Origin of the sequence: Vibrio sp. 99-8-1 (genome assembly GCF_013114595.1) — a bacterium.
In the GTDB taxonomy this organism is placed as follows: domain Bacteria; phylum Pseudomonadota; class Gammaproteobacteria; order Enterobacterales; family Vibrionaceae; genus Vibrio.
In genome coordinates this window covers 49,889-75,664 of the sequence record NZ_VTXE01000018.1, presented here as the reverse complement: position 1 = coordinate 75,664, position 25,776 = coordinate 49,889, and the positions used below count along the sequence as shown (strand labels likewise).

At 41.2% G+C, this 25,776-nt stretch carries 32 protein-coding genes; 3 read left to right on the top strand and 29 right to left on the bottom strand.

Annotated features, from left to right (window positions below; translation table 11 throughout):
• From F0227_RS22095 to F0227_RS11965, 13 genes are all read right to left on the bottom strand, one after another.
• Positions 1–1,317: a phage tail protein gene (locus tag F0227_RS22095; RefSeq protein WP_345775805.1), complete on the bottom strand. Its 1,317-nt coding sequence runs from the start codon at positions 1,315–1,317 to the stop codon at positions 1–3.
• A complete protein-coding gene (locus F0227_RS12020) occupies positions 1,310–3,325 on the bottom strand; it encodes a hypothetical protein (protein WP_171753448.1) in 2,016 nt (671 codons plus the stop codon). The genes F0227_RS22095 and F0227_RS12020 overlap by 8 nt, the downstream gene beginning before the upstream one ends.
• Positions 3,322–3,765 (bottom strand): hypothetical protein, encoded by a 444-nt coding sequence (locus F0227_RS12015; protein WP_171753447.1) that lies wholly within the window; start codon positions 3,763–3,765, stop codon positions 3,322–3,324. Before F0227_RS12015 ends, F0227_RS12020 begins: the two co-directional genes overlap by 4 nt.
• 6 nt (positions 3,766–3,771) lie before the next feature.
• Complete coding sequence (locus F0227_RS12010) at positions 3,772–4,290, bottom strand: hypothetical protein (RefSeq protein WP_171753446.1); 519 nt, start codon at positions 4,288–4,290, stop codon at positions 3,772–3,774.
• Between the two features lie 69 nt (positions 4,291–4,359).
• On the bottom strand, positions 4,360–5,361 hold the full coding sequence (locus tag F0227_RS12005; protein WP_171753445.1) for a N4-gp56 family major capsid protein: 1,002 nt from the start codon (positions 5,359–5,361) through the stop codon (positions 4,360–4,362).
• A gap of 21 nt (positions 5,362–5,382) precedes the next feature.
• Complete coding sequence (locus F0227_RS12000; RefSeq protein ID WP_171753444.1) at positions 5,383–6,255, bottom strand: hypothetical protein; 873 nt, start codon at positions 6,253–6,255, stop codon at positions 5,383–5,385.
• Between the two features lie 117 nt (positions 6,256–6,372).
• Positions 6,373–6,540, bottom strand: a complete 168-nt coding sequence (locus F0227_RS11995; RefSeq protein WP_171753443.1) for a hypothetical protein — start codon at positions 6,538–6,540, stop codon at positions 6,373–6,375.
• Positions 6,531–6,743 (bottom strand): hypothetical protein, encoded by a 213-nt coding sequence (locus F0227_RS11990; protein WP_171753442.1) that lies wholly within the window; start codon positions 6,741–6,743, stop codon positions 6,531–6,533. Before F0227_RS11990 ends, F0227_RS11995 begins: the two co-directional genes overlap by 10 nt.
• The gene (locus tag F0227_RS11985; RefSeq protein ID WP_171753441.1) at positions 6,740–7,198 is read right to left on the bottom strand and encodes an MW1434 family type I TA system toxin; all 459 of its coding nucleotides are present in this window, start codon (positions 7,196–7,198) and stop codon (positions 6,740–6,742) included. The genes F0227_RS11990 and F0227_RS11985 overlap by 4 nt, the downstream gene beginning before the upstream one ends.
• Positions 7,199–7,341: 143 nt before the next feature.
• Positions 7,342–9,210 carry a methyl-accepting chemotaxis protein gene (locus tag F0227_RS11980; RefSeq protein WP_171753440.1) on the bottom strand — a complete coding sequence of 623 codons (1,869 nt, stop codon included), beginning with the start codon at positions 9,208–9,210 and terminating at the stop codon, positions 7,342–7,344.
• A gap of 104 nt (positions 9,211–9,314) precedes the next feature.
• Positions 9,315–9,695: a hypothetical protein gene (locus F0227_RS11975; RefSeq protein WP_171753439.1), complete on the bottom strand. Its 381-nt coding sequence runs from the start codon at positions 9,693–9,695 to the stop codon at positions 9,315–9,317.
• A 152-nt stretch (positions 9,696–9,847) separates the two neighbouring features.
• On the bottom strand, positions 9,848–10,219 hold the full coding sequence (locus tag F0227_RS11970) for a VOC family protein (RefSeq protein WP_171753438.1): 372 nt from the start codon (positions 10,217–10,219) through the stop codon (positions 9,848–9,850).
• A 141-nt stretch (positions 10,220–10,360) separates the two neighbouring features.
• Positions 10,361–10,639, bottom strand: a complete 279-nt coding sequence (locus F0227_RS11965) for a hypothetical protein (RefSeq protein ID WP_171753437.1) — start codon at positions 10,637–10,639, stop codon at positions 10,361–10,363.
• A 147-nt stretch (positions 10,640–10,786) separates the two neighbouring features.
• Here F0227_RS11965 and F0227_RS11960 point away from each other — a divergent pair, with 147 nt between their 5' ends.
• The gene (locus F0227_RS11960) at positions 10,787–11,158 is read left to right on the top strand and encodes a hypothetical protein (RefSeq protein ID WP_171753436.1); all 372 of its coding nucleotides are present in this window, start codon (positions 10,787–10,789) and stop codon (positions 11,156–11,158) included.
• A 125-nt stretch (positions 11,159–11,283) separates the two neighbouring features.
• On the opposite strand, the gene F0227_RS11955 is transcribed toward F0227_RS11960, so the two are convergent.
• From F0227_RS11955 to F0227_RS11880, 16 genes are all read right to left on the bottom strand, one after another.
• A complete protein-coding gene (locus F0227_RS11955; protein ID WP_216613404.1) occupies positions 11,284–13,497 on the bottom strand; it encodes a hypothetical protein in 2,214 nt (737 codons plus the stop codon).
• Positions 13,498–13,500: 3 nt separating this feature from the next.
• Entirely contained in the window at positions 13,501–14,925 is a 1,425-nt protein-coding gene (locus F0227_RS11950) for a TerL (protein ID WP_216613403.1), read from the bottom strand.
• A gap of 176 nt (positions 14,926–15,101) precedes the next feature.
• Positions 15,102–15,860, bottom strand: a complete 759-nt coding sequence (locus F0227_RS11945) for a hypothetical protein (protein WP_171753434.1) — start codon at positions 15,858–15,860, stop codon at positions 15,102–15,104.
• 216 nt (positions 15,861–16,076) lie between these two features.
• Entirely contained in the window at positions 16,077–16,481 is a 405-nt protein-coding gene (locus F0227_RS11940; protein WP_171753433.1) for a hypothetical protein, read from the bottom strand.
• The gene (locus F0227_RS11935; RefSeq protein WP_171753432.1) at positions 16,481–17,014 is read right to left on the bottom strand and encodes a lysozyme; all 534 of its coding nucleotides are present in this window, start codon (positions 17,012–17,014) and stop codon (positions 16,481–16,483) included. The genes F0227_RS11940 and F0227_RS11935 overlap by 1 nt, the downstream gene beginning before the upstream one ends.
• Positions 16,995–17,207: an HP1 family phage holin gene (locus tag F0227_RS11930; protein ID WP_171753431.1), complete on the bottom strand. Its 213-nt coding sequence runs from the start codon at positions 17,205–17,207 to the stop codon at positions 16,995–16,997. The genes F0227_RS11935 and F0227_RS11930 overlap by 20 nt, the downstream gene beginning before the upstream one ends.
• A 128-nt stretch (positions 17,208–17,335) precedes the next feature.
• Positions 17,336–18,130, bottom strand: coding sequence for a TIGR02642 family protein (locus tag F0227_RS11925; RefSeq protein ID WP_171753430.1), 795 nt, complete (start codon positions 18,128–18,130; stop codon positions 17,336–17,338).
• A gap of 524 nt (positions 18,131–18,654) precedes the next feature.
• Positions 18,655–19,779: an HD domain-containing phosphohydrolase gene (locus F0227_RS11920; protein ID WP_171753429.1), complete on the bottom strand. Its 1,125-nt coding sequence runs from the start codon at positions 19,777–19,779 to the stop codon at positions 18,655–18,657.
• Between the two features lie 209 nt (positions 19,780–19,988).
• Positions 19,989–20,219 carry a hypothetical protein gene (locus F0227_RS11915; protein WP_171753428.1) on the bottom strand — a complete coding sequence of 77 codons (231 nt, stop codon included), beginning with the start codon at positions 20,217–20,219 and terminating at the stop codon, positions 19,989–19,991.
• A gap of 160 nt (positions 20,220–20,379) precedes the next feature.
• The gene (locus F0227_RS11910; RefSeq protein ID WP_171753427.1) at positions 20,380–20,853 is read right to left on the bottom strand and encodes a hypothetical protein; all 474 of its coding nucleotides are present in this window, start codon (positions 20,851–20,853) and stop codon (positions 20,380–20,382) included.
• 84 nt (positions 20,854–20,937) lie between these two features.
• Positions 20,938–21,408: a VRR-NUC domain-containing protein gene (locus tag F0227_RS11905; RefSeq protein WP_171753426.1), complete on the bottom strand. Its 471-nt coding sequence runs from the start codon at positions 21,406–21,408 to the stop codon at positions 20,938–20,940.
• Positions 21,405–22,430, bottom strand: a complete 1,026-nt coding sequence (locus F0227_RS11900) for a DUF968 domain-containing protein (RefSeq protein ID WP_253822085.1) — start codon at positions 22,428–22,430, stop codon at positions 21,405–21,407. Before F0227_RS11900 ends, F0227_RS11905 begins: the two co-directional genes overlap by 4 nt.
• Positions 22,431–22,439: 9 nt before the next feature.
• Entirely contained in the window at positions 22,440–22,817 is a 378-nt protein-coding gene (locus F0227_RS11895; protein WP_171753424.1) for a hypothetical protein, read from the bottom strand.
• Between the two features lie 101 nt (positions 22,818–22,918).
• Complete coding sequence (locus F0227_RS11890; RefSeq protein WP_171753423.1) at positions 22,919–23,962, bottom strand: hypothetical protein; 1,044 nt, start codon at positions 23,960–23,962, stop codon at positions 22,919–22,921.
• Positions 23,955–24,347, bottom strand: a complete 393-nt coding sequence (locus tag F0227_RS11885) for a hypothetical protein (protein WP_171753422.1) — start codon at positions 24,345–24,347, stop codon at positions 23,955–23,957. The genes F0227_RS11890 and F0227_RS11885 overlap by 8 nt, the downstream gene beginning before the upstream one ends.
• Complete coding sequence (locus F0227_RS11880; RefSeq protein WP_171753421.1) at positions 24,340–24,651, bottom strand: hypothetical protein; 312 nt, start codon at positions 24,649–24,651, stop codon at positions 24,340–24,342. The genes F0227_RS11885 and F0227_RS11880 overlap by 8 nt, the downstream gene beginning before the upstream one ends.
• Before the next feature lie 68 nt (positions 24,652–24,719).
• On the opposite strand from F0227_RS11880, the gene F0227_RS11875 reads away from it, so the two are divergent.
• Entirely contained in the window at positions 24,720–25,019 is a 300-nt protein-coding gene (locus tag F0227_RS11875) for a type II toxin-antitoxin system RelE/ParE family toxin (protein ID WP_171753420.1), read from the top strand.
• Positions 25,020–25,022: 3 nt separating this feature from the next.
• A complete protein-coding gene (locus F0227_RS11870; protein WP_171753419.1) occupies positions 25,023–25,319 on the top strand; it encodes an addiction module antidote protein in 297 nt (98 codons plus the stop codon).
• The last annotated feature ends 457 nt before the right edge of the window (positions 25,320–25,776 follow it).

Below are 25,776 nucleotides of genomic sequence, written 5' to 3'. Positions count from 1 at the left end.
CTACATCATCCTTACAATCCAGTTATATTTTCGGTTTCTTATGGTATTTTTTGCAGCGCCAAACGCATCAATAACTAACGTATGAGCATGAGAGCCAATATCTACATAATGACTATGTTCTCCTGCATAGCTGGTTACTTTGGAACCTGAGCCAAACCCACCAGAGCCAGGAACACCTCCAGAGCCTGCATAACTTGGAAATGAATGCCTATGATTACCTGCAATATCCGTCTGTTTTCGGCCTAGATCGATTGCTCCAACTACACCTGTATGCAAGTGGCTTTTTACAAAATCCGCTTCATATAATAAAACATCTTCATCGTCTTCCTTCCCTACAATGGCTAGCCCTCGCATATCTGGAATGATGCCACTTGGATATAATTTTGCCAGTTCAGGAAAAATTGTTTTATCAAAAGCCTGATTCTTCATGATGGCATAACCTGCCGGTGCAATATCAGTTGGCCACGGCAAAGGGATTCCTGCAGGAAACGGGACACTATTCGCATAAGACTGAGCTCTAATGGCTTCTTGAATGGCCAGTGCCAACGCCTCTTCTGCTGCTGTTCTGTTACCAGCTACTGATAGTTTATCTTGCGCGACCAATTGTTTATCAGAAGCGACCTGCTGGCGATTACTTTCAACCTGTGACCTAGCGGCTTCTACATCTTGTGCTTTTCCGACTACCGTGTCTTTATCATTACTTACTTGATTAGCATCTTGCTTAGCCGCTTGAGCGGCATTTTTGGCCTCTATCTCGCTAGTATTACACGATGCCTGCAGCGCTATTAAATTGACCATGACCGTATCCGGTACAAAGCCTACATCCACAAGCACAACATCATTTACAGAAAGTGACGAGGTAAAGCTCAATGATTTACTACTTGCTAGATAGTTAAAATCAACGGTTTGAAATTGTCGGTCTCCATTTTTATAAACAGCAGCCAATGAGTTAAATTGAGCTGGCAAAACAATGCTCACTTGTCCTTGCGTTGCCACGTAACGAAGAGTTGTAAAACGTTTATCTAATGGCCCGATTCCACTTAATGTATTTTCAACTTGATTAAGCCTGCCATCTTGTTGAGTATTTTTTTCATGCTCTGCATCAAGCTGTTGTTTTTGTGCTGGCTCTTCACCGCTTGTGGGCTCCACCACCGTAAAAGCCGTAACAAAGCCTTTCTTGCCATCTTTTCTTGGCTCCGGTAATTTATCAAAGCCCACCTGAATGGCATCAAGCTCATTTTCTACTGCATCACCACGAGCAATAGTGAATGGATCAAACTCATTCTGTCGTTCATAGAATTCATTTGTTTTAGACACGGAAACGCCTCCTTGGGATATACGAAATCGAGTAACCGTCTAATTGAAAATTGGCTTCAAAATTACTCTTTCCAGACAACAGAATAGAAATGTTTTTGCTATGTCCATCAAGGTATGCCGCTGGGGTGATGTAATCAGGGCTAGACCAGTAAAAATCATTCCACGTTGACTCATTCCAACGACCGCCACCACCAAATGCCACACCAACCGTACTATTTGATTGCGCCTGATTTGGACTGCCGTAATCTAGAGAGTGAGTGTATTTAAGAGTTAATGAACCTTCTGACGACATATGAAGCTCTAAGTCTTCCCATGACTTAATGTCTTTAGGACTACCACAATGAATATATGCAAAGCGAATCGCCCAGAAAATATCACTCCCTGCGAATGAATGTACCTTTGTGGTTTGCCTGTAAATTCGACCGTCATCAAACGCAAGATAGGTGTTATTAACGGTATCCCATACATCACTGATGACTTTATGGTATTTGAAAAATGTTGCTCGAGTTTTACCATCTTTGAGCAGTTGAATAACCACATGCTTATTTGCGCCTTTTTGATAAAAACGCACCTGGTTATTATCTCGATTGTGGGAATGAGCAAAGAACTGTGTCAGCCCTTCTTTTAACGCAGCATCCCCTAATAGCTCGTTCGCACTTAACTCGCTAGCCACAAAATCGCCGTATGCTTGAGTTTGCTGAACATTAATAAATCCATAACGAGAATGAGCAATAGGAATAAACGTTGATGTTAATGTCCCTGCAGTAACACCAATTCGAGTGTTAAGCGCACTCATTTTCCAATCATCTTTCGTTGTGCCACTTAAAAGGTAGATGGCATGCTTACAACCAACCAGCAGGTAATTCCCTACAAGTGATTGTAAAGCGGTGATCTCATCCCCTGTTCCAAATTGCTCAGCACCCAGCAGTACCTGCCAATTAAGTGGCTCGCCCACCACACAATGACCATATTGCCCACCGACAAAAGACAAAAAGAGATGGTTTTTATGCTCCTCAATATCCGTTATTTCTCGGCTATCATTAATCATTATCGGTACAATCACACCATTTGGACGCACTTCAATGACTTCTTTTCCATTGGTGCCGTAGGCATAGCGAGTGGTACTGCTGGCGTAAAAGTTATGATAGATAAACGTCCAACTTCGTCCACTGGTTAACGCATTTTCAGTGCTAACACTCGTAGACTTGGCTAACAGCTGGTTATCTATTTTTACATCACTTCCAGATACATCTGTCACTTCACCATCAAGTATCAAATGACCAGATTGACCATCTGCTGAAAAAGCACTGGCAATTAAAACTCGACTTGTTGCCCCAATGACAATCGTCGCTCCTTCCACGAACAGAGCTGGGTTACTTACCTCACCAAGCATTAATTTATAAGTCGCCGGTGCCGCCTGCCAATTATGATTCTCTTGAGCAATACTGACCGCACACCTATCACCATTATCACGAAAGGCAATTAGTGGTGTGTAATCTAGCTCTACCACCCCTCTTAACACACCACTACCTAGCGGTGGGGTTACCTTATCCATAATGACTTTATGTGCTTCAGCCAGATATCTAGCTTGCTCTTCAGCATTGCTGCCAAACCCAAATGGCGCAATGCGAGTAGCAGTAACAGAAATATCAGGAGAAATACTCGCCAGAGCTTCACCAATTAGTTCAAATGATATTGCCGCAACACGAAGCGATTGCGAATCTAATTCAACGCCAGTAATAACACCTGAGTTACCATTTAAAGTGAATATGCGACCAACCCAGTCAATAGATACATCACCTTTAAGCACCACACGATAGTAACTGTAATCACTCGCAGGAGAAGCACCATCAATTGGCTCTACCCCTTCTATGCGACCAAAACCACCGCCCCATTTAGGCTGAACATTATCAGCAACAATGGCATTTCCTGACTTCTTAGCGATAGGTGGTGTAACAAGATCGATAGTACCGTTTAGTGAGATATGTTGACTCTTAAGCCCATTCATTTAGGAATGCTCTCTATGCCAGGCTTCAACTGAGCGCCAAAGCCAACACCAATATAACGATTACAAAGTTGCATCATTAATTCATCGTGCTTTAGTTGCGCTTTTTGAAGTAACTCAGGGGCATTCATCCGAATCGCTGGACCAATCATGGCTTTCCATACAATCACCAATTGATACTGCTCAGGAAGGTAAGGGACATCTAGACTTTTCGTTAAGATCTGTGGGTCGTATTGAGAATACTGAGTCACTGGAGTGATATCGGGTTTATTCCCATAAAATGTCGTATCCCACGCTTTACTTCCCTGCAATCCGGTCCAAGCTTCTTGTACCGCTTCAACCATTTCTAAATATCGGCCCCGCTGATTTTCTACCGATGTCATGCCAGTGCCTGAATCTCGCATTTCTCGATGCAGGCGCTGACTAAGCTCTAAAAAGTTCACGATAAATTACGCATCATTAGCGTCAAGTTCTGACACTAGCCCGATATAATCCATGTGGTAACTGTTTACTTTTCTCGGTGTAATGGTGCCATCTTTTTCTTGGTCATAATGGACTTCTTTGGCCTGACGGATCATGTCGTAAACAGGCTTAGGAATATCCACTTCTTCACCAAATTTAATAATGGCGTTCCACTCGTTAAGCATAAAATACTCTTGAGTTTTCTTATGTGCTTCTCCATTTACCGTAATAATCACTCGGACTTTAGGTCTTGCTGCAATCGGTACATGAACCTCTTCTGTATTGATAGTGGCTTCAGCACTTTCAACCAGGTCGGTTCTCATCTCTTTTGGCAACAACTCTTGAGGACGAAGCAACTCATTGTTCTCTTCAAATACCATTATCGCTTCTACTAATGCTTCTCTAGTCGCATCAGCAGCAGGTTCAACACCGCATGCCTCTTTAAGGTGCTTTTTTAATGTTGCTTCTTGAGACTTATCTAAATCTATAAATTTGTATTTGGACATGGTTTGTCTCCAATAAAAAAGCCCCGCATTACACGGGGCAAATGTTCCTACGGTCCAGGCAGGAATTCATTAGGCAAGATTACTTGCCGCAACTTCTATACGAATCATCCATGCTTCGTTAAGACGCATAGCCAGCCAGTACATTTTCCAACCTACTGAACCGGTTTGACCCAGTTCATCCCCTTTTTCAGGTTTACCCGGGTTACGAACAAGAAGATCATGAGAGTTCTTGCCTTTTAAAGGGCAGTTGGCATATGAGTCCTGTCCGAAGACAATAATCGGATAGACATCTGACTTGGTACCCGTGGTAGATAATGTTGCGTGTGTCGCCGCAGTACCACCGGCATCAGTAACAGGGTCCAATAAAGGAGTGGTAATGAATCGAACATTTTCCACAGTACCAAACTCTTCAGGACACAACACTTTACGAGAGCCATAATCAGCCACTGATTTAAAGCCTGGCAAATCGCGAATATCAGGCTCAAGGTCGGTATGACACACGGCAATATAGGCCGCTTCAATCGACACGGTTCCGTAATTGGCACTAGACGATACCATGGAGGTTTTCTTGCGAGCTCGGTTCTTATTAAGAGTACGAGTCGCTTGGCGAAGCTTAGTCAGTGACAATTTCTTATTCACTTCACTTCGAGCCACACCATTGGCATATACTACGGCAGTACCGCCTTGTAAAACTCCCCATAGTAATATCTCAGCAGTTTCTGCCGCTTGCTCGCCGCTAAGTTGAACATGGGTATTCAAGATAGGGTCTTCATGGAGATCTTGAATAATATCTGTGATTTCAGCCCAAGAGCCGTACTGCTTTAAATTGCCAGTAACATCTTGGAACTGCATTTTTTGCGATGCAGGACGAACACCTTCAGTGATAGGTGTGGTCGCTGGCGCAAAAGGCACAGGACGACGAAATTTGATTATCTGACCACGGTTCTTCGGTACCGGTTCAGTCTGACCAAATTTAGACAAAACCAATATTGGCTCTGCGTGTTTTAAAAATTTCGCTTTGGAGACAATACCAACGCGAGGTGAGATATCACCATATACAGTCGTAGACATGTAATGAATCCTTTAAATAAACTACCCTTCAATCTCCTTAACAGCTGCAGCAAACAATGCATCTTCATCGTCTGCTGATAATTCGGTATTACGAGGACCACCTCGACCAGCTGGCAGACTGGTCAAGGCATTAAGTTGATTGTCTCGCTTCTTACGAATAGAGTTATCTGGAGATTGGGCGTTAAACTGATTAAGCACATAAATGGCATCTTGTGGATCATCGCCACCAGCCATGTTTTGTACTCCTGATGGCTGCTTAGATAGCCAATCATCAAATGCGGGGTTATTAACGATTTCGAATGCATTAGGAATGGCATCGAGTACTGCTTCCTGGTTTTGTGCATCTCTAGTTTCTTCAATAGACTCCACCTGACCATCTACTATGGTTTGCAGCGGTTCGGTGATGGAATTAAGCTGCTCCTGAACTGCGCCAAGACTTTTGGTCATGGTCTTGCCCATGACTTCAGCAAGATCTGGATAATCTTCAGCAAACTCTTCATCAACCAAAGATAAGCTGTCCATATCTGCGCCGGCTTCTTTTAACTTGCCTAGCTGTTCTTGTGCCTTCTTCCATCGCCCTTCGGCGGCTTTTGTTCTTCCTATCTGACTAGATAAGGAGTGATTTAAGCGTCGGTTTTCTGATTGCAGTTTTTCTAGCTCATTGTCATCAGCGTCTTTTGGAAGTACATCAACACTACGCGCATGTTCGACGTGGCCATCGTCTAAAGTATCGTCACTTGTATGCTGTTTATTGTCGTTGCTTTCTTCCTGAGTATGAGGCTCATTTACGATGGCTGAAAGTCCATCAGATGATCCGCCTTCAACTTCTGATACTGCGGCTTCAAAAGCGGCGGTTTCATTAAGTTCATCTTGGCGGTCAATTTCAGTCGACATAGACTGTTCTCCTTGCGGCCTTTAAAGGCGGCAGTAGATGATTAAGACGGCTAGTTGTTAGCGGTCAAGAAAAAGCCTCAGCAAATACTGAGGCTCTGATTGGATAACTGACGCAAGTTAAGACGCGTCAATCTTATTTTTAAACTCTTCTAATGCTTGAATCCTTCCACGTAACATCGCGGTATCCAATTCACTTTGTGGTAAGGCAAGTGAGTCTTTTAGTGCGCTCACTTCAGCATCAAGGGCCGTTTTTAGCTCTCGCTTAACCGATGCATTTAGCTGCATACGGCTTTTTCTAATTCACGTGTCCCTTTAAATTTCATCGCAATACAGAGCTCGGCCATACGTTGACGGTCGGTTATTCTCTCCCGCACATCTGAGTATTCTTTAAATGGGTTACACAACACCAAGAACTGCTCTCCCAAGCGTTCATGAAGCGCAACCTGAATCAAGCTTGCTATTGGCTTTTGCAGCAATCCATTACTCATTGCACTATCTCCCAGTCATTAGCCATCACATCTTCTTGATTAATGTCCCATCGTCGATTGGTTGTATTCTTGCCTGATATGGTTAAATAGTTATTAGGTTCAAGACCCAAGCGACCACGAACCCGTTCAACGTTATCCATCATAAACAGAAATTTATTTCCCCAATGAGGACGACAAACACGATAACCTTGTTTAGTTAGCTCTAAGGCATGAGAGAAATTAAGAAAACCACTGCGCTTATAAGCTACAGAAAACACATTCATTGGTGACCACGAAATATAACCTTTATGATCAGGATGATTGGCTGTCCCACCATCAAGATACTCCACCAAATAGCCTTGTTCTTTTGCCAAGTGTTTCTCGTCCTCTGGCAGTGCCCAACCTCGATACTGGTTATATGCTTCTCTTGTCATCAAGGAAGCTTTAACCAGCTTTAATCCAAGATAGAGTTCCATAATTCATTTCCTTAGACCGCAGATCAAAAAAGCCCCGCTCAATGGCAGGGCTTAAATTTGGATATAAAAAAAGCCGACTCGTTAGAGTCAGCTTTCCATCTTTGGGTAAATTTACATCAGTTATCGGGATTACTCAAGTGAAGCTAAACAATAAACTTGTCAAGAATCTGATTCTGTTCATTTATATTCTCTCCTTGAGCTTGCATATCATTCGCCGAAGCTTTTGCCCCTTCTGCTACTTGAAGCGAGAGATCTTTTATATTCATTGTGTTACCATTAATTTCTTCCGCAACCAAGCTCTGCTCTTCAGCTGCAGAGGCAATTTGCAAAGTCATATCTGTAATATTACGAATAGCATCACGAATTATATCAAGAGCTTTATTTGCTTCTTGAGCTTTAATAACTGTGTCTTCTGCACCCTCTTTACTTTGACCCATAACCAAAGCTACTGAGCTTGCACCAGTCTGAAGCTGTTCGATCATTGTTCGAATCTCTGTTGTAGACGTTTGCGTCCTTTGTGCTAAAGAGCGTACTTCATCAGCAACTACAGCAAAGCCTCTTCCTTGTTCTCCTGCTCGAGCTGCTTCAATCGCTGCGTTTAATGCAAGTAAATTAGTCTGATCAGCAATATCATTGATAACCTGTAGAACTTGTTCAATATTTCCAGTCGCTGTTTCTAATGCCTTAACCTCTATGACTGCTTGGTCTATTCGTTCTGATAAATGATGAATAGACGCCGTAGTCGCATTAACCGCTTCAACCCCATTTTCTGCTGCATTATCAGCTTTCTGAGTAGTCGCAGCTGCTCCTTGTGCATTACCAGCCACATCATTCGCAGTAGCAGCCATTTCATTCATCGCAGTAGCTAACTGTTCTAGTTCTTGCAACTGCGTAGTAATCGCGCTGGCAGCTTCTCCCGAAACATCAATAGTATGAGTAATGCCTTGTTTAACTTCACCACTAATTCCTTTCAATTGAGTGATCTGTCCTTGAAGAGATTCAATGAATCGATTGAAACCATCAGCTAATCGGGCAAATTCTGGATCTGTATTTGTGCTGAGACGATGCGTTAGATCTCCCTGCCCAGAAGCAACATCTTGAATAGCATTGTCAAGAGTACCAAGAGGGGCCATCAATTTGTTAATCACAAATACGAGTATGGCCACCGACATAATCAGAGCAATAAGCGCATAAATAATAGAGTTATTTCGAAGTTCACTAACCACATTTAAAGCAATATCTTCATTGATTTGAACGCCAACATACCAATCTACATTTGGAACTTTCACAAAATGAAAGCCATACCGAATACCATCGATTTCTTGGAATTCAGCTTGCTCGCTTATGCGAACATTTGGCAAGTAAGTAGATAATGGTTTACCGTTATTCCCTTCATTTGGGTGGGCAATCGTAGTTCCGTCTTTATCAACAATAAACAATATACCTGCACCAAACAGATCTACTTTATTAACAATATCTGCTAGGCCGGCTAAGCTAACATCATAAAAAGTGGCCCCAACGAATCGACCTTTATCTTTCATAGGTAAACCGATAGAGACGAGTATAGTTTGGCTAACAGCGTCAGCATAAGGCTCTGTGATAATAAGACCGTCTTTTGCTTTTGCTTCCATATACCAAGAACGAATCCTTGCATCATAGGTCGATGCTGGTACCCAGTTCGCATCATTAGAAAATGCTTTACCATCTACTTCGAAGCCACCACCAACCATTGGAAACGCTTCCTTTAGTGGTCGCTGGTTAATAACTTTAGCAATAGCTTCTTTGCTCAGGTCATTATTAATAAGACTGGTAGAATATTCTGCTAACCTAACACGACCTTCTATGTCAGCAGCAATATTATTTTTGACACCGTCCATAATGTCATTAACGCTACTTATTGTCCTTTCTTCAATAGTAGCACTCACTGTCAAATATTGTTTTACGGATAAGAGGCTCACCGTTAACAATAATAGAATAGAAGACACTAATGCTATTTTGTGACTAAATTTCATTGCAACTCTTTGAATAGTGATTTTTGGTGTATTTTTACTCCGAATCAACAAGCAAATCAACAAGTATTTAATATGTTAACAATTGTAAACACGCAATGCTTTCATTAGAATTTTCTATAAGGGTTAGCAAAAATTTGAAACTCATCTGAATAAATTATTTTCCCAGGGTTATCAGTCACAATCATGTCAACCACAACTCCATTATTTTCTAAAATATGAACAAACTCTCTGACTTTCTCTATATGTTCGTGAACGGTCTCTTTAAACCAACTAATAGACACACCTGATTTTCTAAGCCTATGTTTATTAAGGTAATCAAAAGGTGATTCTAGGTTTTCATCAAACCAATTCATGACCTCTTCAATATAATCAAGTTCATAAGAACAAAAGCAATCTTCTTTTTTCATCAGTCTAATAGCCTGAAACACACCTGTTCTTTGGTTTGAGTCTTCATCCAGTTCGTCTATAACAAAACGTACATACATTCCACTGTCCTCATTCGGTTTCCGTTTTGTTTAAACACGATGCAACTTCTTACTTTAGCTAGTAAAACCACTCACTCTGACTCATTTTTGAGTAGTAATTTGGTTCTCAATCAATTGCATCAAATAATAACAAGTATCTTGTTAGAAAAGATTTAACGAATGTACGTACTTATTTCTATCAAATTTTTATCAGGATCTAGAAAGTAAACAGATTCAATTTCACCTACCGCACCAGACTTACAAACAGGACCTTCTACAATCTCTACCTTTTCTTTAATAAGATGAGCAACCACATCGTTTAGAGTCCATTGGGTAATGAAGCATAAATCACCGGAACCTGTTTGCGCATGATTTCTAGGTTCTTGCCCTAATGTTTGAAGATTAATTTTCTGATTCCCAAATCTCAACGCTTTACGCCCTTGAGCAAAAGTGACTTTCTCCATAAGCAAAACTCGACAGTAAAAATTCATCGATATCTCGATATCAGAAACGGTCAACACTACATGATCAATATGACTTAACATCTAAAATCCTTGTACACTACATAAAACTGGACACAGTATCGCAGAACCAAATACGCCATCTGTTTTGTCATCGCGATTTATTCCTGCACAATAAAGCTTTTAATATACAATCCATAAACTAAAGAAACTCCACTATGAAGTCTAATGTACAACCAAACATTTTTTATAAACAAGCTCTCTTTCAATATCCAATTGATTCTTTAGCTCTTCAGGAAGTTCAAGTTTTCCAGAAACCTCATAAATATATCTTGGTAATACTGACTTTCTAGGGAAGTCTTGGCTCTCAGAAAGAGCAATACAATAGCTTCGCTTTTTATACTCATTGTACCCAAAATTAAAACAAATCATCATCATAGCTAGCAGTACTATCTTAATTATCCAATTCATATAACGGTATATTCCTTCATCACTGGTTTGCATTCAAAGCGTTTTATAGGTCTTCTATTTCTACACCCACGAAATATCACCATCTCTATTTTTGTATACCTTAACGTTCATCACATTTTCATACCATGAACATAATGTACATTCTTGGCCTTTAAATATGAGTTGTTTTTAAGGTAAAAAATGAAAAAGTTAATCGCTTTGTTAGCACTCCTCCCCTCATTAGCTCTCGCTGATACTATTACTATAGACTGCACTTATACTGAATTCGCACAACCAGACGGTTTACATAAAACAGAGTCAAACTTCAACTTAAAGTTTCTCATCGATAAGAAAACAGGCCAATCATATATACTAGGTAATAATGGTAGTGCAGAAGTTATATCTACCGGTACAGATGAGCAACTAACATTCTTGGAAGTTACTGGCGTTAAAAACGTAATGTCCACAACGATAGTGATCGATTCGGGAGAATCAGTTCATAGTCGAAATACTGTCAGTTTTGGTAAGCTAATTCCATCACAATATTATGGTGAATGCTTAATGGGCTTATAGTTTTCTCTAGAAGGTAATACTCTTCGTCTATCAAGTTTATCATTAGCTAATAAATCTAAATTCAAGTCAAATTAAATCTGGATCTGGCTTGAATTTAGTTAATGGACTGTGAAACATATAAAGCACTACTCCAACCCATAATTGCTCGTCGGATTGGAAACAGGCATCTGCTTAAGCTTCAGCTCACTAACAAATTTATTCATATCCAGTTCTTGCTGCGAACGCAGCTTCCTAAGTTCTGTCACCAGTTTTTCTGTGTTCCATTTGTCTTGCTGAGATAGCTCATAAAGCTTGATTTCTTTCTGCTGGGTTAGTTTCGCCAGCTCCAGCTCATACTTCATAATAATCTCTTGGTTTCGCTGCTCTTGAGTTTGAACATTACCTTGCATCTTAAGCTGTTCAACCTGCATATCCATTTCTGATTTCAGTCGCTCAAGCTCCATAGACTGCTGGTGTTTAAGCTGCTGTAGCTCTAGATCCATTTGCGCCTTAACAATGGTTGGGTCTTGCGGCTGATTTTGCGCCTGCTCTTGTTGCTGCTTAATCACCTGATCATATTCTGATTTAGGTTTTAGCATTGTCTGAACACCAAGACTCATTGATTTCACCAGCGACTCAACGCCCTTATACCAATCAAACGCTGGTGCTAAATTCGGATGACCTGAGAACCTATCAAACATTTCGATTATCTGAGCGGTTTGCATCTCTTTAACCAACAACGCACTGGTACCTCTGGCTACTACGTTCATATCTCCTTTAATTTCAGGTCTAGGATTGAACTGCATGTTCCAGGCATAAAATCGGCTGATTAATGGTTTCGTTACGGCATCATCAAACTCCTTAACCTGTCGACGACGTACAGCATTTGCGGCATTCATCAACATAGACATACCGCCTAATGTTGGCGTTACTTGTCCTTGTTCGCCTTGCGAAATCATAGGAAGACCAGACTCTTCATCCATAAACGATTTAGCCATAGATATCACATTAGCAAACTCTTGTTGTCGTGATTGAAAGCTAAATACCCCAAACGCTTTTTGCGCTTCAAAGGTCGCCATATTTTTAGTGGAGTCGGTGGTTTGCCATACCTTTCTAGGTGAAAATTCCCAGTTACCATCGGCAGGCTGCAGCACTGATTTATTTACTACTATTTGATCACCTACTGTCGTGACACCGTTATCTAACATTGAACGCCAGGCGGTATTAAGAATGTCTTGAGAATCTTTACAAAGATGAGGGATACCATAACCAAAAATGCACGATACATCGGGTTCGCAACAGTAAACCGAATATGGCCAGTCTTCAGTATCAAATGGATTGAGATTTACTGAAACAACCGTCCCGTCACCTGCAAAGTGGACCACACCATCCATTTCCATTACATCCGACAGTTCATCTGGCTCCAATAATCCTGCTTCAACCAGCACCATATGAGGAATTGGACCGTGATACACCCACATCTCATATCGAGATTCTTTATACGTTGGCTGCAGCCCTGTCATCATACGAAGCTGATTTACATAACCCAACACATCACCAGTATGTGCATGGGTAGATTTAGGTTCCTGCTTCAGTAGCTTGACGATATTGGTTTTTTCTTTGGACTCATCATTGAGCATTGACCGTAACGATTTTTTATTTACATAAGAACGTTCAAACACAAACTCTGCATCATCTAGGTTTGTCGCACTCATATCAGGCACAAAGTCCCACGGCATAACACATCGAGCTACGGGTATTTGCTTATAGCCAATTTGAGCGGCCCATTCCCCACTTTGGGTATGCTCAACTGGCGCCCACTTCGCCTCTGACTTCACTTGTACTTCGGGAGCTCGAATAATACCGGTACCTAGCACACCAGAATAATGCAGCATCCAACGACCTTCAGTAGCAAAGTCACATTCCAGCAATTGGTCATCTATCTGTGTTTCCATAGCGTTCGCAATGGCGACTGCTTCATCTTTTTCTGCTTTTGCGAGAGCAGCAGCATCACCTTGCAAATCAGGATCTTGTTCTAGTTCTTTATCCAGCTCTGGTACCGGCGTAGGCAATATCCCATAATTCTTATCATCAGCGGGATAGAGCATGTCGGTCATCTGGGCAACCCAAGAATCCGTTTTACTACGAGTGTAGCCAACGAACACAGATGACAGCTTTTGCTCTTTGGCATTGGTATACACCTGGTCTTCGTACTTACTTTTGTACCGGCGCATTTCTTCTACCCAACGCTCTTCTATTGGACGTCGTTCATCTAGCTGGGTTTGAAGTAGTCTTAGTAACGTATTACCGAACCCTTCCATCGCAGAAACGAGGGAATTGTCTTCTGATTGCTGTTCCATGAATTAGTAACCTGTAGTTGTATTGAGAGCTTTATGCCCAGTGGATGCTTGTTTAATGACGTTTTCACGGTGCAATTGAGGCATTGCCGCAAGACAAACGTACTGAAATGAATCGTTAAGATGTGAATACATGTTTTTGTCAGGCTTATCGCTGTACTTCTCCTGACCAGATACATTCATTCGCTTGTATTGATAACCAGTCTCCATACCTTTAATAAGTTGACGACAATGTGGGCTGATAACTATCTGAGGTTGCCCACGACCAATAAGCCGGTGGAGGAAGTAACGAACAGCTTCAAGGCGAGCGGTAATCACATTGCTATGAGCTGGCTGCACATCGAATCCAGCCTCCTCCAATATCTCAAAGCAGGTAGTTTCATTGGTTTGAGCTCGTTGAACGCCAGCAGGATCACCAAAGAACTTAACATCACAGCCTTGATATTTAGATGCAATCAACGGTTTTAGCTGCTCTTCTGCAAAGCGTTCAATACCCATAGACTCAGATACAACTTCGTCAATAACTCGAACTTGCCCGACAGGAGATATTTGAATGAATGTAGCTGCAGGTGTTAAACCAAAATCTAGACCGACTAATGTGGTCCACCCTTTAACCGGAAGCAGCTTATTTGCTGAAACATGAATCTCACGATTAAATGAGTCCCCAAACACTGGTTTTCCATCCGCGACTGTCGCAAATACATTGCACATCCGTGACCGAATCCAGTTAAGCGTCTGCCCTTGAACCTTCTCTAACCAATAACCAAAACCGTTCTTATGGTTAGCGACATTCTCAGCATCAGGATTGGCGACAAATCGTTTACCGAGATAATCAACAAACAATCCTTTTCGAATCATTTCTCGTTGGTCTTTTGACAACGCCCCTTCGGGTATTCCAGATATCTCCGTGATACCGGCAGGCTGAACAACAAATTCCCAGTTATCGGGACATAGCCGCTTACCTGTTTCTTCATCGATACCTTCTTCAAAGTCATACCACCAATGATCATCATCAGGTGAGTTGGTATCCATAATCATGCCATACCAGGTAGGGCCACCATCTCGCATAGATGGATAACGTCCAGCTCTAGATAACGCTTCAAGCACAATAGCCTTAGGCATAAACTGCGCTTCGTTAATCCAGACACCGGTACATTCCAAGGACATGAGTTTTGAAATGTCTTTAGGTTTATCTAGGCTCAAAAAGAAAAACTCGCATTCAATGCGAGTCTTTCCGTCTGGGTGATGCTGTTTCCACATGGCCCGTATAGGGGCATCGTAGACAATGGGGCAGATGCTTTGCGGCAACCAATCCTGAAAGGTTTTAATCACCGTACCTTTTAAATCAGGATAGGTATTACGAATACAGACCCAACGAGTTTTACGAACACCATCCTCATTTGGCTCCTGCTCCATGGCAATCTTCTTCATGTGCATTACGCACCCTACAGATTTTCCAGAGCCAATAGGACCACGAATTGCAGTCACAAGTGGTCTAAGCCTATGCACCTTTGTCTTAAATGTTGGTGAAGCTATATATTTTATTCGCATGATGAATCTATATACTTAAGAGAAAATTAGACACGGCAATATCAATTAATTGGCTACTACCAATTAATTTCATAAACAACCTGCCCACCTTTCTCTTGGATATCCAGTCGTTGACTCTTCTCTCTAATCATTACTTTGGCCGCATCTGTCTGAGCTTTATCTTTCTCAGCTGAAGTTTGTAGTTTGACTGCCTTAAGTGGGTCCAACATCGTCATAGACTCATTGTTCTTTGCCGTTTTTTGTAATGACTCTATGCGAGCGGTAATTCGTTCTTCAGATTCATCTAGAGCAGTTTGCATATTCATCAATGATTCAAGAGCATCGGTTTTGTCAGTGCCAATAACCTCAGCTAATCGTTTTTGAACCGAGGCTTTGCTTTCAAATATTTGAAACAACTTCGAGCGCATAAAAACAATCTCAGCTTCTAGACTATTAACCGGTATATCCAACGCCTTAGCAAAATGCTGTGCATCGATAATCTCACTGTACCCACCATGTTTCTCAGCGTACTTATTCCCAACCACAAAAGGAGTAACAATTGCCCCATCACCAACGGCCATCATGGGAACATTTTCCACTACCCGATCCGAACACGTTCTACCCGCCTCAACGCCTTGCCCTATCTCGCCTCCCACTACTTTCGGATCACATTTCGGATCAGTTTCGTTTTTTTGGGATCGGATGTGTTTTCTTGCTGAGTTAGGGTTGATGCCTTTTTGACGACACCACTTTGAGAGTGTTATTGATGTTGCATTGAATGCCTGAATATACTCCTGTTGAAGAGCCACCCAGTCATACACTTTTCGTTTTGACATGTATTAACCGAATACTACTTAGTCTGCTCAGGCTCTAGGACACAAAGAGGTTGATAGTTCACGGAATAACCATACTGCTTTCTTAATGTCATTATTCGCCAGGCGCAGCGTTCCCAAGCACACAACCATACTTGATCACGACTTGCTGCTTCACCATAAGTTAAAGGTTTTGAGTCAAAAGGACGTTGGCATTCAGTAAGTAGAGATGCAGATGGTTTAATTTCGCGGTCTTGATACTGAACTATCGTCGTTTGTTTCGGAGTTGTCCCACAACCAGTCAATATCATCAGGCAAAGGAGTATCAGCACACGGTTCATATTGAATCCTATCTTTAAATACAGTAATCACATTAGCTTGCGCTTTTTCATTTTCACTTCGCATACGCGCAAAGTCGTCAGCTCTATCTTGAGCCGCTATTTTTTCCTTTTCTAACGCTTCGATTGTTGATGCAAGATTTGTTGCTGCAGTATTAGCAGTTAGTAGATCAGCAGAAAGAGTCGCGCTCCTTTCCTTTTCCGTTTCTAGTTGGCCAACAACGTACCAGTTCCCAAGCAAACTAATGCCGAGTAGGACAATAAAGCCGATGACAAAGAATGTTTTTATCTTACTTAGAAACATCATTACTGTGGCCACCCGTTCAAACAAACATCCCGCTCTATTACTCGTCGCTTCACTATCCCTGAACAATTACTCGTATCGATGCGGCAATCTTTACCATTCACGTACACCCAACGAGTAAACTCCTGACAAGCGCCGGTAGCATCACCATGATTAAACTTCTTCAGCAATGTAGAACGTTTAAAGTTCCCCTGGCCAAGATTAAAAACAAAGCTTACTAGTACATCAAACTGAGCATTGGTGACATCTACCTTAAGATTGGATATCACAACCTGTTCAGCAGCTTTCACATCCTCTACATAGTTAGTTGCCACCTCTTCAATGGTTACCGTATCACCTTCTGAAACGCCTGAAGTATGGCCCAGTCCATTGGTCCATTTATTAGCACTGCACTGATAAGCTTGTGTTCTGCACCCTTCTAGGTTGGCAATATGCTCTAACCCACGCTGACTAGTAACAAGGTCAGCATTCATACCAAATACAACGGCCAGTACTGCGGCCACTGAACATACAGTTTTAACTGCTAATTTTTTCATAGTTCTCTTCCGCTAAGCCTTGTCTCTTTAACTCTTTCAATACTTTCTTTTTATGTTGCCGATTATTGAAGTACGTGAGCCCCACAAATATCAGGCCGATAATGCTTACCCAATCTTGTAAAGTCAGCGCACCAAACCCGGTAAATATCCAAGCACTTGAATAAGATAAATATGAGTTAGCCTTGTCTGGCATTGTTATTACCCCTAAAACGAAAAAGCCCCACCTAAAAAGGTGAGGCACAAAAAAAGCCGACTCGTTAAAGTCAGCTTTCCATCTTGAGGTAAATTTACCCCAGTTATGGGATTATCGCAAATGTCACCCTATACCATACGCTCTAAAGCAAGGTTTTTATCAATAGCTTTAATGACATCTGATTCTCGGCTATACAACTCATTTAGCGTACGCTCAATCATAGGGTAAATATCTTCAATAAATTGAGACTTGGACACTCTGACATCACAATGACGGAAATGATTGTACATATGCTCTGAGCTTTGTTTGAACACTCCTTTGCCATCACAAGTGCCGCATGTTCCACCACGATGAGAACCTACTGTTCTGCATCTGGGGCAAGCGATCGTCGACAGTGCTTTTTCTTCAGCGTATTTTCTCAATTGATTTCGCTCTGAATCAGCTCTTCTTTTTAGTAAATCAATCTGTACCTGTACTTGTTCGCGCTCTTTTTCTGTTACCTTAATCTTCTTGGCATTTTTTAGTGACTTAATTGCTTTTTGATAATCAGAGATGATTTTCTGAGAGCGATTAGCTCGATTACCATATCGACTCCAAGCTGAAATTACTCGGCGATACTGTGGCTTTAACGGCTTCTCCAAAAGTACACGATAAATCAAATCAGCCAGTGCAGGACGGATTCTGGGTGGAATGTTTTCATCATCCACCAGCTTATTTAATATCGCATTTAGTTTTTGTAATGCCTGAATATCATCCAGATATTTGGCTTTGACAATATAAGAACCAATCGTGTTGTTCTTCTCAGCTAATGCAATGGCTCCGTTTATTACATCGGCAGTTAAACTACTGCGGCCAGAAACACTTTCCCAGTTGACCGTTTTTGCTGAATGCAAACGAGTAAGAAGCTCTATCGAAGTCCCCATTTCCGTTTTCCTTACGTATTCAAGAGTATCGCTTAAAGAAAGAGCCTACCCTTGCACAGGTAGGCTTAATGAAATGAGTAATTGCGAGCACCCGATTTCATGTAGAAACCAGATGCTACAGAATTGAAATTTAGGAAAATGTGACAAGGGTGGTAGCCATATTCTCGCTGTACGGAATTGGGCATGAATTTGGAAATAAGCTTCTGATTAAACTCACCTCTAGACAGAAATGCGTTAGCTCTACTAAATCATATCACATCAGAAAAAGTATCTTGGAACCTTCGATATATGCACATGTTATGTGATTGTTTATTCCTAATAGACCCCGATATCCACACCAAAGGCAGATGCCTCGACACGATGCTGCCAAGTTTGTTGTAGAGATGACATAAAAGCCTCCATAGATAATGACTGTTGTCATTATCAGGGCTTGGGTTTAAATGGGAATGATGTCGAGAATTAAGCGCTTACAGTTATATTACTAAATTAGGATGGAACGGATTAGTTCACATACCAGATTTTTATTAAAAATTAACAGGTGTATACAACCTACCTAAAGTCTCATCTTCTTCGTAGCACTTAAAAAAAGCGTCCACTACATAGGGGTCGTATAGTTTATTTCGACCTTGTTGTAGTACATCTATAGCTTTCGCAGCTCCAACAGCCTTTCTATATGGGCGGTCACTAGCCATAGCATCGAAGGTATCTGCAACAGCTATAATCCGAGCCTCAAGCAAAATTTCATTTCTTTTGATTCCGTTTGGATAGCCTGAGCCATCCAACCTTTCATGATGCTGTTCGATCATGTCAACGATTGGCCAAGGAAAAAATACTTTGTTAAAAATCTTTACTCCTACTTCTGCATGACTTTGGAGTAACTTGTACTCTTCTGGCATGAGCTTCCCAGGCTTATTTAATATTTGAGACGGAATCGTGATTTTCCCGATATCATGAACCAATGCTCCAATTACTAGCCCTTCTTTAACTGAGCCTTCTAGTGAAAGCTTATCAGCTATAAGACCGCATATATGAGCGACATTACGCTGGTGAGAGGAAGTGTACTCATCACGAATTTCAAGTGCGTGAGATATTGCGCCTAGCATATTAGTCATAATCGTGATCGGGGTAGAAGAATCAAACTCTAGCTGATTTTTAGCAAATCCAGATTCGATCTTACTTGCCTTTATTTGTACCTGAGGCCATATGGCATTAATCATACTGTAAAACTGATTTACGAAATCATGAGTGTATGGTGTGTTGTTGTTGCCTATACCAATGACTGCAACTACGTCATTGTTTTGGATTACGGGAAGACTGAAGTGATGGGTTAGTTTTATGTGACCTTTTGGTAAAGAGTCACCCTTAGAATAATTTTCATCATAGTCGTTGTGTATTACGGGCTTTTTAGTTCTTATACTATCTGCCCATATGCCTGCAGATGATAGTGGGTAGTGGGTTTCATGACTGGAATGGCAATGCTCTAAAACAGAGGTCGACCAAACATTTAATACGATTTCTTCGTTAGTATAAGAGTAGAAATGGAAATATCCGATATCGCTCTTAGCTTCTTGCACCAAGAAATCAATAAGATCTCGGTAGAAGTCATGACTCGTTAGATATTTGTTTCTCGCAAGCAAATCCATACTCATAGAGTTTTCAACCCCTTAAAACTTTTATCAACTTTAATTTTAGTTCTTTCCGCGTATTTCAGCTTACTTTTTAATAGTATAACACCCTATAATTTGACCAGCCTTAGTTAATGCAAGGCTTAAGCTTTAACTGCAACAGAAAGTCTCGATGCAGTAATGTATTTAGACACTGTTTCTTCTATTGTGAAACCAATAACAAACATTCAACCTCAACCCCTAATATTCTCATACAGCTTCACTGGTTTACCTAGCAACTCATCTATATACCTTTCTCTAGCGGCTTTAGCCTCAGGAGAGTTATTGGGGTGATTTGGATTTTCTCGCTCTTCAATGCGTTCCTTTACTGCCAACTCTTCGTCTGTTAACCACGCTTCAGAACCAACAATATGTGAACGATTAGCGTAATAATCGCCTAATCGTTCACTTCTACTTTTTGCCATATATACCTCTCGTTGAACAAGCTAACTTATAACCAATTTATCACACACTGGTTATAAACACAGCACCTATGACAAGTCCATGCCTATTTTCTCCTTTTCTTAGCCCAGCACAGATAGCTATCAGACTCAGTAGAGGGCTGAAATTCCAATCTAAGAAATATCATTTCTCTCCAGTTGAATCAAAACCTGTTGCTATAACTGGAGTTATAGATAAATCATCAAAACTATAGTTAAAAAGGATTTTTATTCCCTTATATTTTTTCAACTCAGTCATTGTTGAATCTACAGCCCCAGTTGCCACCACTGTAAAGTTCTCTTTCATCGATGCGTAAGCTTCATCCGTTTTAAGCCACTCGATACTCTCTTCCATGGTGAGGCCCGCATGCTTGGAAACATCTTTCACATAGACTTCAGTATCTACAAGATAATTATAATTAATTAAACAAGTAGAACTTAAATATATAGCCTGAACACCAATTAAAGATGTTACATAATCAATCCGGATGGGGAGTTGTTCCTGCAACACACTTACCTCTGGCTTCAAGCTATTACATATGTCCTTTGAAGTATTGCCCATCGACTTGGATGCCATCAGTGCTAATAAAAAAAATAACGCCAACTGCTTTAATTTCATTCTTATATTCACTTAGTTCATTATAAAACAACAATATAACTTTTTTATGAGTAGGTGTTAATGATCAATATTCATATAGTAAAATTAATCGCTAGAGTCTAAATAGGCTCCTATCACACTCCTAGCCTCCTCAAGCCCATAACAAACCACAGCCAGGTATCCAACTTTATTCAAGCGTTCCTGCCATTCTTTTTGAGCTGGCGATAACTTGCTTCGGTATTGACGTGGTGGCTTCATCTCAATACGTAGGCCGTGATACTTCTTAGTTGGGATATCAAGTATTAGGTCTGGATAGCCTGCCTTACCACCCAGCTCTTTAAACTGCTTTTGAGCCAACGGACCTCGCTTTCCTTCGTTGGGAACATGAGTGAGGTATTCACCTATGCGATAACCCGCGATTGTGGTGACATTGGCCCAATCCACCAGCGCTTTTTGCTCAGGAGCTTCACGTTCTACTCTTGTCGGTGAAGAATCCGCTTTACTGTACTTAAGCCCTCTTTTGGACGATTTACTTTGTATCAATGCATCTAACGCAGAATCAAAAACTGAACTCATTCAATTGCCCCCAACATTAAAGCCTTACTTATTGTATTTTTAACGTGCAGCAGCTGACTACCGTATCTGCGTTCCCATTGCCTAGGGTTGTCATGTAGTTTTGTGTGCTCATCCGTTCTAATTGGAAATACAAACAAATCATGGGCCTTGCCTGCCATTTTTCCTTCACCATGACCAATTAAGTGATGAGCACATACTGTGACCATTTCAGATGTTTTCTCACCAGTTACAACACACGGTAACGTCCTAACAAATGCTAAATATTTCTCACAATACCAGGTCATTGGTTTTGGTTTACGCATATACGCCAATGGAGGATCATCATTCACTTCCAGTTTTAATACCGGCTTAGATAATCGCTTAAGCTCTTCCAGTGGGTCCGCATTGCTGTATCTGGCGTTCGTTTCTTTATGGCCATTAACGCCATTTCTTTTTCTGGTTTCTTCCACTCCAAACTGTGCATCGAGAATTGAGCTAGGCAAGTGCTGATAAACATCATTTCTAACCGCCCACCAGCAAAGCTCTGCATAGGTAAGTGCGTGATTCTTATCAAAGCCCAACTGACTACCAATTATCCCTACCCTAATTGCAACAAGATTTCTATTCGCCGTCTTTTCCAACTGTTCTGGATTTAGCTTGTTGTCATGATGCCAACAAAGACGAACTGCGCTCATTCCTACTTTGGCTGTGACTAACTGCTGGTGGCAATAATCCCCATCGTAAGCCTGACACCGACCAATAAAACTAACCAAATGTTCTATATCACCAAACTTGCTAGCAACATCCGCATGACTAAAGAACGGTACCAACGACAAGTCAGCCTTCAGTGGATGTTTTACCTTCGGCCTATCAATCTGAATGTTAGTAAGAAATCCATCCGGTACATCATTCAAATCATCTGGAATTACCTGCAGTAATACACGGCCTTCTTTCACCAGCTCATGCGTCTTTCGGGTATTAGGGCCTGTCTGTAGAACAGTCACTCCCATGTCAATTAGCGGCTGCGCTTTAGCAATTAACAAACCCATCACCTACAACTGGATTGAGCCATAACCAATGCCCTTAAAATACCCATTTGTATTGTAGCCATCTGGCGAATTATACATTAAGGATTTATTCACTAAATCTGGAATATCAATTACTTCAGCACTATCAGATGCCTGGATAGTGTGGTACTGCAACTTATCAATGACAACTGTATTTACAACAAATATTCGCCGAAATGTCTCTACGGCACTAGTTACTGATCCCGTAGATAAACCTGTCATATCAACCAAATTTCGAATGGATACTCGCTCCTCGCTAGTTATCAGTATTCGTCCAATTACTCTTCGAGGAGAACCTTCTGGAAATTTCATTTCCAGTATTTCAATTAATTGCTCTGTTTTTGTCATACCTAATCTCGCCATATCACTACCACCAAGTTTCTATGCAAAACAACAACGTAGCCACCATTTCACAAAATATTCGTACACTACAAAATCCAATACCCGGTCAAAATCTAGCGAATTCAAGAGAGACCTCCGTTATCGGTTCTTAGACGAGTTAGCCGTTGCATGGTATCAGCAATTTGACCGTCGATGTTTTTTATGCTGTTTCGAAAAGAATCCAAAGCCACCAGCGATGCTGTACCTCCTCGCTCATGGAGTTCCAAACTCTGTTGTTCCGATTTACGCCTGGCTTGCAACTGACAAAGGCGCTCTTGCGTAGAGTCAATCTGAAGCTGCAGCGGTGTCAGGCTCACCTTTCGCCCCTTTCGAAATACTATGTACTCATCAAGCCAACGTTTGTTCTTGAGATACGTTGCAGGGTGAAGCCGTTCAAAACCATATTGATTTAGGCTAAGCCGCTTCTCGATGTCCTCTCTGAGAAACTGAGCAAACTCCATTGGTTCTTTATCCAAATCTTGCCAAAGTTGATGGAACAGTTTTTCGGCTTGAACCGTATTGGTTTGGTTTAACCCTGCCTGCCAAAATGTCAGATAAGCCCGCTCGAGATAATCTTTGTCGAAATCCTTTTTTATATATTTTTTTAACTGTGTTAGATCATGTGTTAGATCTTGGTAGAGATCAAAAGACAGATCTGTCCTTCCTAGAATGGACATTTTTGTCCTTCCTAGATTGGACACTTTTGAGGATTGCATAGGACAATTTTGACTTATCGATTGTTCAGAATTGTCTTTTCTAGAATTACAATCACTTACGTCATTTTTTGGTTGATTTTCGTCCTTTTTTAGACAAAATTCAGAAAGCGTATACCAACGCGTCTGATCATAGGGATTCTCATTCAAAGAACGACTGATAATTGCTCCATCATCGGCCATTTTTTTCATCAGTCTTTGAACTTTTTTTTCTGACCAATAAGGAAAGTAAATACGCAATTCTTTAACCGTGTTATAAGTCCATACATAACCATCTTTGATATTACGTTCTTCCGCTAGATTCTTTTCTAACCACCATCGAATACTGTTCAATACTATTGCAGCTTCAACACCATACTCTTCAGCCTCTTTTACATTGAAAGCATGAGTCATCTTTCGAGTATAACTAGTCACGATAACCTCTCCTCTCAATGTCATAACGTTCATTAAGAACATCAAAGTTGATCCGAAAGTGCTTCTTAGGAGTCACCGTATGCCCGTTCTCTCTCTTTAAACCAATAACTGACGTTTCGACTATCCCTCCTAAGTCACTAACAAGCCCCTTAACTGCATGAGATACCTGTTTTTCACTCATAGATAATGACTTAGCAATCATTACTGTCTTTAACAGCACCCAATCAGATTGAGTATCCTCTGAGATTGAATTCATCAATAATTCTAAAACCACAGCTCTGTTGTAATTACCATTACAAATTCTGCCAAAAAAGTTCGGTACTATTGTGGACTTTGCCGGATGGTGGATAGCTCTAAGCATGGAGCGTTCTGAAACACTATTCATTGCCGCTCTCCTTAGCTGCAATTTGAACAGCCGCTCGCGCATTGAAATTAAACGTCCACCACTTCTCATTGCCATATGGGGCTTGAGTAGGAATGATGTAGCCCAACTGCTTAAGCCTTTGTATGTTTAACTCAGCCTCTTCTAATTCAACAACAGCAAACTCAGCAATCATGTTTAGTTTCTCGCGGCTAAGCGAAAAACACACCGATTCACCGCATTCCATTGCCAAATACAGCAGTATGAGTTTTTGTAATGGAGTCTCAGGACTACTGCTATATGCCTTTGAAAAAATGATTCTACTCATATGGCCTCCCTATTTATAAGCACTACAGGTTGATTGCGGACTTGTCGCCCATAGGCTACAATGTAGCCATGAAATACAAAATCAGAAGAACTGAAACCTTTATTAAATGGATGTCGAAACTCAAAGACAGGCAAGCTATCAGTGCGATTGAACGAAGAATCATTCGCGCTAGTTTGGGTAATTTTGGAGACGTCAAAAATGTTGGAGAGGAAGTGCTTGAAATGCGCATTTTCATCTCTAAAGGGTATCGAGTGTATTTCACCGTTCGCAACGGAAAAGTCATTATTCTGGTTAATGGCGGCCATAAAGGCACTCAACAAGAAGATATCCAAAAAGCGAAGGAAATACTGAGAAACTTGGAGGAATAAACCATGGGCGAAAAAACATACCCTTACAATCCATTTGATTTCATGGATACACAAGAAGAGATCAACGAGTTTCTTCGTGACTGTTTTAACGATGAAGATCCAAGAGTCTTTGTTGAAGCACTCGGCTACTTGGTTAAAAAACATGGTACTGCCGACGTTGCAGAAGCTGCTGGGCTTAACAGAGAGAGCCTTTATCGTTCTTTTAATGGCAAAGTTCAACCCCGTTGGGATACTGTTCATCGTGTTATGCACGTTCTGAATGTAAATATTACTCCAACAACCGAGCATCACGCCCACTAGAGAGATTCCCTCTAGACTCGTATACCGAATGATGTGCGAGTCTACACCGCCGCAGCCAGCAAAATTATCAATAGCAACTTTATTCAACAAGAGCATTATATTCCTCCTACTTTGATAATTGTGATGTGGCTTTTCTTAATCAATGCGAAAACCTTCACCATAATTTGTCTCCTACCCCAGTAATGCATATACTTACAGGGTTCCTTAGTGAATAACCTCGGTTCTCAGGACGCAAAGCGCCCTCCCGCTTAAACGGGTGAATTGAGGTCGCCAGTCCAAAACTGGTGCTAACAGTTTTTTTTGGACGAGCGAGACTGGCCGCGCCCTCGGGTGCGGTTTTTTCTTGTCTCCAAAATGTACCGTTATCTACCAGCATTTACGTAATCATCATTCGTTCTCCAGGTGCTCGCAGGTTATTGTTTCGCGTGGGTGCAACACGCCCTCATTGATCAAAATT

Coding starts and splice junctions, on each gene's coding strand:
- F0227_RS12020 (WP_171753448.1), bottom strand. CDS start 3,325: ATGAATGGGCTTAAGAGTCAACATATCTCACTAAACGGTACTATCGAT.
- F0227_RS12010 (WP_171753446.1), bottom strand. CDS start 4,290: ATGTCCAAATACAAATTTATAGATTTAGATAAGTCTCAAGAAGCAACA.
- F0227_RS12005 (WP_171753445.1), bottom strand. CDS start 5,361: ATGTCTACGACTGTATATGGTGATATCTCACCTCGCGTTGGTATTGTC.
- F0227_RS12000 (WP_171753444.1), bottom strand. CDS start 6,255: ATGTCGACTGAAATTGACCGCCAAGATGAACTTAATGAAACCGCCGCT.
- F0227_RS11995 (WP_171753443.1), bottom strand. CDS start 6,540: ATGCAGCTAAATGCATCGGTTAAGCGAGAGCTAAAAACGGCCCTTGAT.
- F0227_RS11990 (WP_171753442.1), bottom strand. CDS start 6,743: ATGAGTAATGGATTGCTGCAAAAGCCAATAGCAAGCTTGATTCAGGTT.
- F0227_RS11985 (WP_171753441.1), bottom strand. CDS start 7,198: ATGGAACTCTATCTTGGATTAAAGCTGGTTAAAGCTTCCTTGATGACA.
- F0227_RS11980 (WP_171753440.1), bottom strand. CDS start 9,210: ATGAAATTTAGTCACAAAATAGCATTAGTGTCTTCTATTCTATTATTG.
- F0227_RS11975 (WP_171753439.1), bottom strand. CDS start 9,695: ATGTATGTACGTTTTGTTATAGACGAACTGGATGAAGACTCAAACCAA.
- F0227_RS11970 (WP_171753438.1), bottom strand. CDS start 10,219: ATGTTAAGTCATATTGATCATGTAGTGTTGACCGTTTCTGATATCGAG.
- F0227_RS11965 (WP_171753437.1), bottom strand. CDS start 10,639: ATGCAAACCAGTGATGAAGGAATATACCGTTATATGAATTGGATAATT.
- F0227_RS11960 (WP_171753436.1), top strand. CDS start 10,787: ATGAAAAAGTTAATCGCTTTGTTAGCACTCCTCCCCTCATTAGCTCTC.
- F0227_RS11955 (WP_216613404.1), bottom strand. CDS start 13,497: ATGGAACAGCAATCAGAAGACAATTCCCTCGTTTCTGCGATGGAAGGG.
- F0227_RS11950 (WP_216613403.1), bottom strand. CDS start 14,925: ATGAAGAAGATTGCCATGGAGCAGGAGCCAAATGAGGATGGTGTTCGT.
- F0227_RS11945 (WP_171753434.1), bottom strand. CDS start 15,860: ATGTCAAAACGAAAAGTGTATGACTGGGTGGCTCTTCAACAGGAGTAT.
- F0227_RS11940 (WP_171753433.1), bottom strand. CDS start 16,481: ATGATGTTTCTAAGTAAGATAAAAACATTCTTTGTCATCGGCTTTATT.
- F0227_RS11935 (WP_171753432.1), bottom strand. CDS start 17,014: ATGAAAAAATTAGCAGTTAAAACTGTATGTTCAGTGGCCGCAGTACTG.
- F0227_RS11930 (WP_171753431.1), bottom strand. CDS start 17,207: ATGCCAGACAAGGCTAACTCATATTTATCTTATTCAAGTGCTTGGATA.
- F0227_RS11925 (WP_171753430.1), bottom strand. CDS start 18,130: ATGGGGACTTCGATAGAGCTTCTTACTCGTTTGCATTCAGCAAAAACG.
- F0227_RS11920 (WP_171753429.1), bottom strand. CDS start 19,779: ATGAGTATGGATTTGCTTGCGAGAAACAAATATCTAACGAGTCATGAC.
- F0227_RS11915 (WP_171753428.1), bottom strand. CDS start 20,219: ATGGCAAAAAGTAGAAGTGAACGATTAGGCGATTATTACGCTAATCGT.
- F0227_RS11910 (WP_171753427.1), bottom strand. CDS start 20,853: ATGAAATTAAAGCAGTTGGCGTTATTTTTTTTATTAGCACTGATGGCA.
- F0227_RS11905 (WP_171753426.1), bottom strand. CDS start 21,408: ATGAGTTCAGTTTTTGATTCTGCGTTAGATGCATTGATACAAAGTAAA.
- F0227_RS11895 (WP_171753424.1), bottom strand. CDS start 22,817: ATGGCGAGATTAGGTATGACAAAAACAGAGCAATTAATTGAAATACTG.
- F0227_RS11885 (WP_171753422.1), bottom strand. CDS start 24,347: ATGAATAGTGTTTCAGAACGCTCCATGCTTAGAGCTATCCACCATCCG.
- F0227_RS11880 (WP_171753421.1), bottom strand. CDS start 24,651: ATGAGTAGAATCATTTTTTCAAAGGCATATAGCAGTAGTCCTGAGACT.
- F0227_RS11875 (WP_171753420.1), top strand. CDS start 24,720: ATGAAATACAAAATCAGAAGAACTGAAACCTTTATTAAATGGATGTCG.
- F0227_RS11870 (WP_171753419.1), top strand. CDS start 25,023: ATGGGCGAAAAAACATACCCTTACAATCCATTTGATTTCATGGATACA.